The organism is Hymenobacter sp. J193 (assembly GCF_024700075.1).
Lineage (GTDB): Bacteria > Bacteroidota > Bacteroidia > Cytophagales > Hymenobacteraceae > Hymenobacter.
In genome coordinates this window covers 3,807,188-3,820,098 of the sequence record NZ_JAJONE010000001.1, presented here as the reverse complement: position 1 = coordinate 3,820,098, position 12,911 = coordinate 3,807,188, and the positions used below count along the sequence as shown (strand labels likewise).

Genomic DNA, 12,911 nt, shown 5'->3' with positions numbered 1-12,911 from the left:
CAAACCCTTCACCCTATTATGAAAAAGGTTCTTTTCTTGGCGCTGGCTACGGCCTCGCTCACATTCGCCTCGTGCGGCGGCAATCAGCAGGAAGGTGCCACCGAGGGCACCGGCACGGAAACCGGGGCTGGCACTGGCACGGAAGGCGGCACTGAATCGGGTGACATGGAAACGGGCGCCAACTCCGACATGGGTGCCGACACGAGCATGAGCGGCACGGGCGACGCCAGTGGCACGGGCGCTACTGGCGGCAGCACCTCAGGCAGCACTTCCGGTACCACAGCCGGCGGCTCCACTTCCGGCGCGGGCACCACGGCTGGTGGTTCTACCTCCGGCACGGGTACCACGGCTGGTGGTACGGGCACTACTTCCGGCTCCGGCACCACGGCTGGTGGCTCTACTTCGGGTACCGGCACTACCGCTGGTGGCACGGGCTCTACGGGCACGGCCACTACCTCGGGCCAGTAAGCTCTTTTGAAGTCAACAAAAAGCCCCCCGCAGCTTTGCGAGGGGCTTTTTGTTTCAGCCGGTTCCAGGCACGGAGCAACCCTCTCTCCTATGACTGGAAACCCCAAGTTATAGGGCTCGACGAAAAATTTCTTGGCATATCGTGAGCCGTCATTGCCTTATCGGGAGTATAACCGCCTGATGTGCAGCTTGGCTGCTGTGCAACTACGTTTTCTGGCTTCTACCACAACCAACTTGTCTCATGAAAAAGATTCTTTTCCTGGCCCTGGCAGCGGCCTCTTTTACCCTGGCCTCCTGCGAAGGCAATGGCACCGGCTCAGAGCGCGGTGAGGGCGACCAAACTACCAGCATGGCAACCAGCTCGCCAAGTGAGCAGGCTGAAGCCGGCGCAACCACTGACACCACCGCTACCACCGACACCACTACTACCGCTCCATAAGGTATCGGTCGGCAACCAGTAAAAGCCTCTTGCCAGCAAGGGGCTTTTTTGTGTCCATAACTCAGTCGCTGTAACACGGCTGCCGCCCTATACTACTCGCGACATTAACCGCATAGAGCCTAACGCTCGTTTGCCTGCAAACGAACCCAAAATTTTATTATTGATACGCCATCGATACAACGAATCGCACATATCACGCACCTTTTTCACATTGTATTCCTCTGACTATCTGCACATAATACTTAAACACCAGCAGAGAGTACGGTACCTGAGAAACGCTTCTATCACAAGCCCGCTGCCGCAGCCGGGCAAGAGACTGTGCGGTTCCTTCAGTTTCTTTTGCTTGCTAGTTTATCGACCCTATTGTTCAACAAATTATTTATATACCTTGAGGATCGATATACGATTCTTTATAATCTTTACCTTATATAGCCTATTCTGGCTCGTTATTAAAAGTCATCTATTATAAGTATATCCACCTTCTAAATAGCGACCTAGCAAAAGCCTGCTTTTAAGTTGCTCCATTTGATAGATCTGCTGAGTTCGGCTCCGCTACTCAACATACAGTTTAACAGCTCTTGCCTGTAGAAAGCCCCCTGCAGCAATCGTTTCCACAGCTTTCCGGGAACGATTGTGCCGGATTCGGTTCCATTTGTCACTCCCCTACAATTACATAACCCCACCAAACCTCTCTACAATGGGTAAAACCCTACACAACCGCCTGCTCCGCCTACTGCCGGAGTGGCTCGCGGGGCCGCACACCCCCCGCACCCGGGCCGTAAAAGCGGCCGCGCTTTCGGTACTGAGTATTGGCCTTGCCAGCGCTCCGGCGCACAGCCAGATCGTAGCCGTAGGCTCCGGCAGCTACACCACCCAGTTTCCGGGAACGGACGCCGCCGGCCGCAACGCCGTGCCGGCCGGCTCGCCCCTGCTGAGCGGAGTAGCCGCCACCAAGCCGGTGCCGACCAATGAGTTCTGGTCGGGCAAGCTGCGCAACAACCACACAAACAACATCTTCAACTACCCGCTCACGCTGCGCACGCACGAAACGGGTCTGGTGGTAAACTACATTATACCGCCGGCCAGCACTACGGAATACCGTCAGCCCAACAGCGACGTGATGGCCGTGACGGTGGGCGTGCAGAGCCTGAACGCCACCGCTGCTACCGTATCGGACTACTCCGACTGGACCGTGACCATGAACTGGCACAGTGGCTCCAATGACTTTAACGCCACTGTGGGCATGGGTATGCCCTTCGTGTACCTGACCAAGGGCGCCGCCGACGTGGCCACGGTGAAAGTGACCGTGGGCACGGTAACCATTAACGGGGAAATGTTGCTGATCAAGGACTCCTATAATGGAGCCGATTACGCCGTGTATGCTCCCCTAGGCTCCACCTGGACCAACAACGCCGGCACCTATACGTCTACCTTGAACGGTAAAACGTACTGGTCCATTGCCCTGCTGAACCCCTCGGCCCCGGACGCCCTGGCCGCCGCCAACGCCTACAAGCAATACGCCTACGTGTTTCCGGCCAGCACCAAAGTAGACTGGGTGTTCACTGAAAGCACCTCAGTAGTGAAAACGACCTTCACGGTGACGCCCTCTGTGAAGGAAGGCGCCAACGGCGTGGTCCTTCAGGGGCTGCTGCCGCACCAGTGGGGCTACATGGCTGCCGGGTCGGCCCAGCCCGCCGGGCAGATCTATCCGTCGGTACGGGGCCAACTGAAGATGCTGGCCGGCAACGTGTTTTCCACGGCCTACACCTTCCATGGCATCCTGCCCACCCTGCCCTACCTCGATAACTACAGCACCGGCTTCAGCCCGGTGAAGCTGAACGACAAGGTGCAGGCCCTGCAAAACAACGGCCTGGCCGAGTGGACTGACTCCTACAACGAGGGCCAGGAAATGAACAAGCTGATTCAGACGGCCCGCATTGCCGATGAAACCGGCAACACCGCCGCCCGCGACCAGATCGTGACTACCATCAAGAACCGGCTCCAGGACTGGCTGTCGGCGGAAAGCGGGGAAAACGCCTTTGTGTTTTACTACAACTCCACCTGGTCGACGCTGTTTGGGTATCCCGCTGGTCACCACCAGGACGACAACATCAACGACCACCACTTCCACTGGGGCTATTTCATCCACGCCGCCGCCTTCCTGGAGCAGTACCAGCCCGGCTGGGCCGGCCAGTGGGGTGCCATGGTGAACATGCTCGTGCGCGACGCCGCCAACCCCAGCCGCACCGATACCCAGTTCCCCTTCCTGCGCAACTTCGACCCCTACGCCGGTCACTCCTGGGCTGATGGCTTCGCCAGCTCACCCATGGGCAACAACCAGGAATCGACCTCGGAAAGCATGCAGTTCAACTCGTCCCTGATTCACTGGGGCGCCATCACGGGCAACAAAGCCACCCGCGACCTGGGCATCTACCTCTACGCCACCGAGCAGGCCGCCATTGAGGAGTACTGGTTTGACGTGAACGACCGCACCTTCCAGCCCAACTACGCCTACAGCGCCACCGGCCGCGTGTGGGGCGCGGGCTACGACGCTGGTACCTTCTGGACCCAGGACATCCGCGCCGTATACGGCATTCAGCTTTACCCCATGCACGGCGGCTCGCTGTACCTGGGCCAGAACCACGCCTACGTACAGAAGCTCTGGACGGAAATCACCCAGAATACGGGCATTCTGCAGAATGAAGTGAATGCCAACACCTGGCACGACCTGCTCTGGGAATACCTGGCGTTCATTGACCCCGTAAAAGCCATTCAGCTCTACGACGGCTTCCCTAATCGACCGATCAAATTTGGGGTTTCGGATGCGCAGACCTACTACTGGCTGCACGCCATGAACGCCCTGGGCCGGGTAGATGCCTCCGTGACGGCCAACAACCCGCAGGCGGTGGTCTTTAACAAGGCCGGCGTGAAAACCTACGTAGCCCACAACTACTCCAGCGCGCCCATCACCGTGAACTTCTCGGATGGCTACGTGCTGAACGTGCCGGCCCGCAAGCTGGCCACCAGCAAGGACGTGGCCGTGGCGGGCACGCTCACGGCCAGCGCCTCGGAAGTAGCCGCCAACGGCAGCGTGACGCTGAGCGTGGCTACCACCGGCTCCGGCGTAACGGGGGTGGAGTTCTTCGACGGCAGCACGTCTCTGGGAACGGTAACCACCGCGCCTTACACCAAAACTGCTTCTAACCTGAACGTAGCCATTCACAACTTCTACGCGAAGGTGTACGCCGGCTCGCTTTTCAAAGTGACTAACATTGCGCGAGTGCAGGTGGGCAAGCAAACTTCCTTCACGGGTACGCCGCAGGCCGTGCCGGGCGTTATTGAGGCCGGTAAGTACGATACTTACGCCGGCGGACTGGGCCAGGGCATTGCCTACAACGACGCCAGCGCCTCCAACCAGGCTACCTTCGAGCCCTCGCCCACGGTGGCTTTCCGCCCTGCAGAGTACGTAGATGCCGTGAGCGACGCAGCCGAAGGCACGACCGTAGGCTGGGTGGATGCCGGCGAATGGCTGGAGTATACCATCAACGTGGCTACGGCCGGCACGCACACGCTAGCCCTACGCTACGCCGCCGGCAACTCCACCGGCGGGGGACCATTCTCCCTCTCAATTGATGGCAACACCATCAGCGCCAACCAGACCGTAACAACGACTGGCGACTGGGGCGCCTGGGGAACGAAAACCATTACCGGCCTAAACTTGCCGGCCGGGGAACACGTGCTGCGCCTGAGCTTCACGCAAGGGGGCCTGAACGTAGGCCGCATGACGTTCACCTACACCGGTACCTCCACCAACACGCCGCCTACCGTTAGCCTGACTTCGCCGGCCAACGGTGCCGGCTTCACGGCCCCGGCCAGCATTACGATTAACGCCAACGCCGCCGATGCCAACGGTACGGTGAGCAAAGTAGAGTTCTTCCAGGGCGCAACCAAGCTCGGCGAAGACCTGACGGCGCCTTACTCCTACACCTGGACCGGCGTGGGCGCGGGCACGTACTCTCTCACGGCCAAAGCCACGGATAACGCCGGCGCGGTAACCACCTCCACGGCGGTAAGTGTCACGGTTACGTCAGCCCCCACGGCGCAGGCCATTCCGGGCACGATTCAGGCCGAGAGCTACACGGCCCAGCAGGGCACGGACAAGGAAACCACGACCGACACGGGCGGGGGCCAGAACGTGGACTGGTACGAGACGGGCGACTGGCTCGACTACTCGGTCAACGTGGCCGCTGCGGGCCAGTACAGCGTGGGCATCCGCGTGGCTTCGGCCAACGGCGGGGCTACCCTGCAGCTGCGCAACAGCGCCGGCACGGTCCTGGGCTCGGTGAACGTAGGCAACACGGGCGGCTGGCAGAGCTGGCAGACGCAGACCACCACGGTCACGCTGCCGGCCGGCGTGCAGACCCTGCGCCTCTACGCCTCGGCCTCCACGGGCACGAACGTGAACTGGCTCAGCTTCACGGCCGTGACCACCAACACCCCGCCCACCGTGAGTTTGACCTCGCCGGCAAGCGGCGCCAGCTTTACGGCTCCAGCTTCGATTACGATTAACGCCAACGCGGCCGATGCCAACGGCACGGTCAGCAGCGTGGCTTTCTACAACGGCAGCACGCTGCTGGGCACGGACACGTCTTCGCCTTACTCCTACACCTGGACCGGCGTGGCCGCGGGCACCTACTCTATCACGGCCCGCGCTACCGACAACGCGGGCGCGGTGACCACCTCCTCGGCCGTGAGCGTGACGGTAACGGCCGCTCCCGTTGGTCAGACCATTCCCGGCACGATTCAGGCCGAAAGCTTCTCGGCCATGCTGGGCATCCAGACCGAGACGACCACCGACACGGGCGGGGGGCTGAACGTGGGCTACATCGAAGCCGGCGACTGGCTCGACTACGCCGTGAACGTGACCACGGCCGGTCAGTACACCGTGGGCTTCCGGCTGGCCAGCGAGCCGGGCGGAGGAAGCCTGCAGCTGCGCAACAGCGCCGGCACCAGCCTGGGCTCCGTAACGGTTGGAGCGACCGGGGGCTGGCAGAGCTGGCAGACGCTCAACGCCACCGTAACCTTGCCGGCCGGCGCGCAGACCCTGCGCCTCTACGCCACGGCCGGGGGCCTGAACGTGAACTGGCTCAGCTTCACGGCCGTGACCACCAACACCCCGCCCACCGTGAGTTTGACCTCGCCGGCAAGCGGCGCCAGCTTTACGGCTCCAGCTTCGATTACGATTAACGCCAACGCGGCCGATGCCAACGGCACGGTCAGCAGCGTGGCTTTCTACAACGGCAGCACGCTGCTGGGCACGGACACGTCTTCGCCTTACTCCTACACCTGGACCGGCGTGGCCGCGGGCACCTACTCTATCACGGCCCGCGCTACCGACAACGCGGGCGCGGTGACCACCTCCTCCGCGGTGAGTGTGACGGTCACGGGCGGTTCCTCCAGCGGCTACTGCGCCGTGACGACGGACTTCAGCTACAAGGCCGTCAGCAGCGGGGGCAACCTGACCATCACCTTCCACCCGCTGGGGGCCACGGCCGGCGGCAACCTGGCCTTGCTTTACCTGCGCCAGGGCACGAGCGGTGCTTACCCGGGCTACACCATGACCAAGAACGCGGCCGGGGACTTCACCCACACGCTGCCCATGGCCAATGGTACCGTCGTGAACCTGTACTTCACCTACCAGGTAGGCGCCGGCGGGCCCGAGCGCAACAACGTGGCCACGCCCTTCTCCTACACCGTGGGCACGGCCTGCAACCTGCAGGCTCGTACCGGCACTGCCCTGGCAAACCAAAACGCCTCCTCGGCTTCAACGGCTGAGCTGCACGTAGCGCCCACGCCCAGCCTGGGCGATGCCACTGTGCATTTCCGGTTGCCACAAGCTGGTGCCTACACGCTCACGCTCTACGACATGAACGGGCGGCTGCTCCGCACGCTTGCTACGGGCCAGGGCAGCGGCGCGCAGACGGTAACGCTGAACACGCGCCAGTACTCGGCCGGCGTGTACGTGGTGCGCCTCACCTCTGGTCAGCAAACCCTGACGCAACGGCTGGTGGTGAGCCACTAACCCGCAGGCGGTAATTTTTCCAAAAAGCTCCACCCATATCGGGTGGAGCTTTTTGTTTGAACCAAGGCGAGATATAGCCCGTAGCAGCTGCTTTTGCGTATGGCTTTTACAAGACCAATTCACCTGACTTCTATGAAACAAGTAGCTGCTGGCGTGCACCAGCTCACCATCCAACGCTTCGTCAATCTGTACTTCGTAGAAACCACTACCCCCGGGGCGTGGGTGCTGGTTGACACCGGCCTGCCCGGGTCCGAGAAGGACATCATTGCCGCGGCCGATAAGCTGTTTTACCCCGGCACTCACCCTGAGGCCATTATCCTTACCCATGGGCACATGGACCACTCCGGCTCGGCGCGGGCCCTGGCCGAGCACTGGAAGGTGCCGGTGCTGGCTCACCCGCTGGAGTTGCCCTTCCTCAGGGCTGAGGCCGTATACCCACCCGCCGACCCCACCGTAGATGGCGGCGGCACGCTGGCCTTTGTGGCGCGGTTTTTCCCGCCCCAGAGCTTTCAGCTGAGCGACGTTGTGCAGGCCCTGCCTACCGATTCGGAGGACGAAGTGCCCTACCTGCCCGGCTGGCGCTGGCTGCATGTACCCGGGCACGCGCCCGGCCAGGTTGCCCTGTTCCGTGACGAAGACCGCACCCTGCTTGGCGCCGATGCTTTTGCCACGGCCAACCACGAGTCGGTGCCTTCCCTCTTGCTCCAGATTCCGCAGATCAGCGTGGCCGGCGCGCCCTTCAACTACAACTGGGAGAAGGTACGCGAGTCGGTCCAGAAGCTGGCAGCCTTGCAGCCGCTGGCCATTGGCTGCGGCCACGGCCCGGTTATTACAGGCTCCGCGGCCGCCGAAGGCTTAGCCAGGCTGGCGGCTGACTTCCCGATGCCTGCACATGGGCGCTACGTACAGGAGCCGGCCCGACTGGATGCAGGCGGCGTACAGCACCTGCCGGCCGCCCCCCACGACGCGCTGCGGGACAAGCTCCGGATTGCGGCTGTGGGCCTCGGAGCTCTGGTAGGCGCGGCCCTGGTAGTGAAGCGCTACCAAAAGCACCAGCAGAACGAGTATCCGCTGAAACAGTCGGAAGCACTTAAGCGCAAGCGCACCGGCGAAGTAAAACGATTTGTACTGTAGGCTTCTGCCTGATCTACGGACACAAAAAGCCCCCGCATAGGTGAAGATGCGGGGGCTTTTCAATTACTACAACTACCTGAGTCTATTGGCGCACCGTAATGCCGCCGTTGGTAGTTACGGCGCGGATTGGGGCGCCGCCGCTGCCCAGGTTGGCCGTTACTTCCTTGCTCATCATCCCGGTTTTGGTGACGGACAAGTTGCTATTGATACCGCCCATATTGGTGCTGGTATAGAACTTAGCGGAATAGCTTTTGGGCAGCTGCCAGGTGATGCCGCCGTTGGTGGTCGACACATCGAGGCCGGCGCCGGTCCATTTCTCCCCGGCCAGCGTGATGCTGAGGCCGCCGTTGGTGGTGTTGCCTTTCACGTTGCCGCCCACTTCTTCGAGCGAAATCCCGCCATTCGTGGCATCAAATGCAATATCGGCCGATACGTGGTCGATGTGGATGCCACCGTTGATGGTCTTGAGGCTGAGGGCAGTGTGGCGGGGCACAAACACCTCGTAGCTCACGGCCCAGCCGTTCTCATTGCCTTCGGCGCGCAGCATATTGCCTTTGGTGCTGATGCTGATGCCCTGGGCGGTTTTCTGCGCGGCTTCGGCCGAGCGGGCCCAGGCCGATACTTTCGCCCGCACCTTCACCTCGGCGCCATCGTAGCCGTGCACGGTGATGCCGCCGTTGGCGCGGCCATCAATGGTGAGCGTGGCGGTGCCGGGGCTGGCCATGGTCAGGTCGCGGGTTTCGCAGAACTGCTTCTGGGAGCTTCGGTCATCCCCATCCTTGCAGGTCAGGGAAAAGGTGGTGGTGGTTTGGGCAGTGGCAGCCGTAGCAGCGAAGCCCAGAGCGAGGGCGAGGAAAGTGGTTTTCATAGCTAAAAGAGAAAGGAGAACGTGAAAGTCAGGGCCTTCAGGCCCCGCACTTGCCCCATAGATGAGTGGCCGCGGCAAAGCGTTGCCTGAGGCATACCTAAACCTTAAAATTTTATACGAAATCTTACGTAGATGACTTGCTCAGGCGCGAGGCCACGCCCGTGAGGTAAGCGGTGATGATGGTAGCCGCCAGCCGCGCCGTCTGGTTGTCGCGGTCGTAAAGCGGGTTGAACTCCACCACCTCAAATAACCGGACTGCCTCGGCCCGACCCGCTAGAAAAGCGGCTTCGGTGGCTTGGCGCGGCGTGAAGCCATCGGCACTAGGAGCCGATACGGCGGGTGCATACGCCTCGGCACAGCCATCGATATCGAAGCTCACAAACGCTGGTCCGCCGCTGCTGGCCAGGTGCAGGGCGCGCGTCATGTACTCAGGCATACCATCCTGCTGCACGTGGGCCAAGGGCACGATGTGGGCTTGTTGAGCGTGCAAAAAGTCGATATCCTCCTGGGTGTTGAGGTTGGAGTGCAGGCCGATTTCGGTGAATTGCTTTCCCGCCAGAAACCCTTCCCGCAGCAGCTTGCCAAAGGGCGTACCGCTGCTGATCAGGCCGGGCTTGTCCTTCACGTCGGCGTGGGCATCGAGGTTGATGCCGCCCATGGCCTGCGCCCCGGTGGCATCGAAAAGCCCGCGCACGGTGCTGTAGGTACCATCGTGGGAGCCGCCCAGCACCACCACACGCGGGTACAGGCCCAGCAGGCGGGTTAGCTCCTCGCGGATGTGCTGGTGGTTGGCGGCATGGTCGGCGGCGGAGCGCAGGGCGAGGTTGCCGGCATCGGCGATGCGCAGGTGGTCGAGGCTGACGTTGTGCTCCAGGTTGTAGGTTTTGTGGTAGCGGCGCAGCTCCCGCCGGATGGCGTCGGGGGCGCCGGCAGCCCCGGCGCGGCCGCCTTCGAGCACGGTGCCAAAGTCGAGAGGCAGGCCCACGAGACACACATCGGCCTGGGGCAGCGCGGCGGCGGGTTGAATCAGTTCACGCAGGAAAGTAGCCATAGACCAAAGGTAGCCGAACGGGCCGCAGCCGGAAAAGCGGCGAATAGCGTAATTTGCGGGATGAAGCTGCGTATCCTTTTCTCTTTCCTGGCTTTGCTGCTCTTCGCGTCCCAGACACATGCCCAGCAAGCACCCGCTAGTCCGAAGGCCGGGTTCTACACCACCTACGAATACCTTACCTACGCCATCCTCGACCAAAGCGCTGGCCCCGAGCCGGTAGCGGCCCAGGGCGTCGGCGGTACCCTCACGCTTCGCCCAAACGGCACCTATCAGAAACGCCTGACGCTGGCCGCCAACGGCACCACCCTGCACTTCGACCAGGACGGCCGCTTTGCCTTCACCGCCGACCACATCACGTTCATTTACACCGACAGCAAAGGCCAGCCCCGCACCGACGAAGGCACCTTCGTGCTCCGCAACGGCCTACTCACGCTTACCATGCAGGGCTTCCCGGCGGGCAACCAGGGTATCTATACGTTGCGAGGCCACTAGAATATAACTTTATTTATTTACATCTGCGCTTTATCAAAGAAACAGCACAGGATATACGCATAAATTTCAAAACTTAAAAACCTGATATCATGAACCAAACAGCCGTAAAGTCTATTTGAGGGGGAAACTAATTTCCTCCTATGTTTCGGTTGTCTACGCTTGCCCCATTTAGTCTTTTTCTCATTTTGATTGCCGCCGGCTGCCTGCGTAAGGAAGAAGTGGCCCCGGCCACTGCTCCCACCGCTGTAGCTGCCTCGGCCGATGCCACGGCGGCCACCGAGCCGGGCACGCTCTACACCATCCTCAAGGGTCAGCACTACGCCACCAGCAACCCGCTGCGCCTGGTAAGCAAAACCAAGCTTAAGTTCTTGGTGAAGTTCGACAACACGGCGAGCTACAAAACCAAAGCCACCAACAACCAGGCCGACGTGAACAAGCTGTACGGCGTGGCCGACTGCAACTCCCTGCACCAGACCAACAGCGCCCGGTTTGGCTGGCGCTGGTATCAGAACCGCCTGGAGCTGCTGGCTTACTCCTACCGCAACGGCGTGAACACCACTACCCTGCTCACGGCCATCGACCGCAACAAGTGGTACACCTGCGAGCTGCAGATTACCGATGCCAAGTACACCTTCCTGGTGAACGGCAAGAAAGTGGAGCACAAGCGCAGCTGCACCGGTCCGGCCAAGGGCTACCAGCTCTACCCCTACTTCGGCGGCGACGAAACGGCCCCGCAGAACATTACCCTCCGCCTGCAGGACCTGCCCTAACGCTACAGGCTATGAAGCAACCCGGCGCCCCGGTTTTCAGCTCTATGGGCTGGAAGCCGGGGCGCCGGCGTTTGCGAATGGACGCGTTGCGCCCCGCCGCCGTTTCTGCTAACTTGCGGCCCCCTTTCGGCCCCGGGCCCGAATGGCTAACTCACCAATTCACTATTTCACCAACTCACTGATAGATGGGACGCGCGTTTGAATTCCGCAAAGGCCGCAAAATGAAGCGCTGGGACCGGATGTCCAAGGATTTCACCCGCATTGGCCGGGAGATTGTCATGGCCGTGAAAGAGTCGGGGCCCAACCCCGACACCAACTCGCGCCTGCGCACGGCCATGCAGAACGCCAAAGGCGTGAACATGCCCAAGGACCGGGTGGAAGCCGCCATCAAGCGCGCCAGCAGCAAAGAGGAAAAAGACTACCAGGAAGTGGTGTATGAGGGCTACGCGCCCCACGGCGTGGCCATTGTAATTGAAACCGCCACCGACAACCCCACCCGCACCGTGGCCAACGTGCGCATGTATTTCAACCGCGGCAACGGCGCCTTGGGCACCGCCGGCTCCTCCGACTACACCTTCACCCGCAAGGGCGTGTTCAAGCTGGCCGCCGAAGGCCTCGACCTCGACGAGCTGGAGCTGGAGCTGATTGACGCCGGCGCCGAGGACGTGTACGCCGACCAGGAAGAGGACGAGCACGGTGCCGTGAAAGACTACATCGTGGTGGAAACCGCCTTCACCGACTTCGGGCAGATGCAGAAAGCCCTGGAAGAAAAGCACCTCAACGTGGTATCGGCGCAGTTGCAGCGCGTGGCCAACACCACCGTGCACCTCGAAGGCGAGCAGCTGGAAGAAGTTATGAACCTCATCGAGAAGTTTGAGGAGGACGACGACGTGCAAGCCGTGTATCACACCCTTGGGTAGTCAGTGTTTCTGAAGACGCAGAAGCGGGCCACTCCAGTACGGATGGCCCGCTTTTTTTGTAGTATACCCCCTCCATATCATTAATAAATGTCTATTCACGTCACTATCCGCCACATCCATCATAGCCTTGTTCAGACGTTTGCAGCCCTCGATACGTGGTTTGCCAAAGATGTTGACCTCCGCCGCTACCGGCCGCTGGATGGCGGCTGGACGGTTGATGAAATCCTGGAGCACGTGGGGCTCACCAATCATTTTCTGCTTATTCTGATTCATAAAGCAGCGCGCAAAGCCCTGCAAAACGCCCAGCAACAGGACCTGGCAGCGGCTCTTGTCGAACAGTTATTTCAAGAGGATAAATTGGCCGAAATTGGCAAGCACAAGTCCTTTCCCTGGATACGGCCAGAGCATATGGAGCCCAGCGGCACAAAGCCTCTGGCCGAAGTTCGGCAACAGCTAAAGCAGCAGCTGCAGGAATGTTTGCAGACGCTGGACAACCTACCGAACGGGGAAGGTATCTTGTACAAGACGACGATGTCCGTAAACAGCCTGGGCAAGATTGATGTGTATGAGTACCTGTATTTTCTGGCCCAGCACGGTCAGCGCCACCTGCAGCAGATGGCGCGCAACGAAGCTGAATTCCATACTAGCCGGCTGTGATTAGCTTATCGGGTTTGCCTTTGCCAGGCT

10 protein-coding genes are annotated in these 12,911 nt (G+C 61.0%); 8 read left to right on the top strand and 2 right to left on the bottom strand.

Annotation, left to right across the window (positions count from 1 at the left end; genetic code table 11):
- Positions 1 to 18 precede the first annotated feature (18 nt).
- The 4 genes from LRS06_RS16770 (at position 19) to LRS06_RS16755 (ending at position 8,123) form a co-directional block, all read left to right on the top strand.
- Positions 19 to 468 carry a hypothetical protein gene (locus LRS06_RS16770; RefSeq protein ID WP_257872536.1) on the top strand — a complete coding sequence of 150 codons (450 nt, stop codon included), beginning with the start codon at positions 19 to 21 and terminating at the stop codon, positions 466 to 468.
- Between the two features lie 241 nt (positions 469 to 709).
- Positions 710 to 907 carry a hypothetical protein gene (locus LRS06_RS16765; RefSeq protein ID WP_257872535.1) on the top strand — a complete coding sequence of 66 codons (198 nt, stop codon included), beginning with the start codon at positions 710 to 712 and terminating at the stop codon, positions 905 to 907.
- A 697-nt stretch (positions 908 to 1,604) separates the two neighbouring features.
- Positions 1,605 to 6,989, top strand: a complete 5,385-nt coding sequence (locus LRS06_RS16760) for a carbohydrate-binding protein (protein ID WP_257872534.1) — start codon at positions 1,605 to 1,607, stop codon at positions 6,987 to 6,989.
- A 132-nt stretch (positions 6,990 to 7,121) separates the two neighbouring features.
- Complete coding sequence (locus LRS06_RS16755; RefSeq protein WP_257872533.1) at positions 7,122 to 8,123, top strand: MBL fold metallo-hydrolase; 1,002 nt, start codon at positions 7,122 to 7,124, stop codon at positions 8,121 to 8,123.
- Between the two features lie 82 nt (positions 8,124 to 8,205).
- On the opposite strand, the gene LRS06_RS16750 is transcribed toward LRS06_RS16755, so the two are convergent.
- Together LRS06_RS16750 and LRS06_RS16745 are read right to left on the bottom strand one after the other, a co-directional pair.
- On the bottom strand, positions 8,206 to 8,991 hold the full coding sequence (locus LRS06_RS16750) for a DUF4097 family beta strand repeat-containing protein (RefSeq protein ID WP_257872532.1): 786 nt from the start codon (positions 8,989 to 8,991) through the stop codon (positions 8,206 to 8,208).
- 124 nt (positions 8,992 to 9,115) lie between these two features.
- A complete protein-coding gene (locus LRS06_RS16745; protein ID WP_257872531.1) occupies positions 9,116 to 10,042 on the bottom strand; it encodes an arginase family protein in 927 nt (308 codons plus the stop codon).
- A gap of 60 nt (positions 10,043 to 10,102) precedes the next feature.
- On the opposite strand from LRS06_RS16745, the gene LRS06_RS16740 reads away from it, so the two are divergent.
- From LRS06_RS16740 to LRS06_RS16725, 4 genes are all read left to right on the top strand, one after another.
- Positions 10,103 to 10,534 (top strand): hypothetical protein, encoded by a 432-nt coding sequence (locus LRS06_RS16740; protein WP_257872530.1) that lies wholly within the window; start codon positions 10,103 to 10,105, stop codon positions 10,532 to 10,534.
- 185 nt (positions 10,535 to 10,719) lie between these two features.
- A complete protein-coding gene (locus LRS06_RS16735; protein ID WP_257872529.1) occupies positions 10,720 to 11,304 on the top strand; it encodes a hypothetical protein in 585 nt (194 codons plus the stop codon).
- A 185-nt stretch (positions 11,305 to 11,489) separates the two neighbouring features.
- A complete protein-coding gene (locus LRS06_RS16730; protein ID WP_257872528.1) occupies positions 11,490 to 12,224 on the top strand; it encodes a YebC/PmpR family DNA-binding transcriptional regulator in 735 nt (244 codons plus the stop codon).
- 87 nt (positions 12,225 to 12,311) lie between these two features.
- On the top strand, positions 12,312 to 12,881 hold the full coding sequence (locus tag LRS06_RS16725; RefSeq protein ID WP_257872527.1) for a DinB family protein: 570 nt from the start codon (positions 12,312 to 12,314) through the stop codon (positions 12,879 to 12,881).
- Positions 12,882 to 12,911 lie beyond the last annotated feature (30 nt).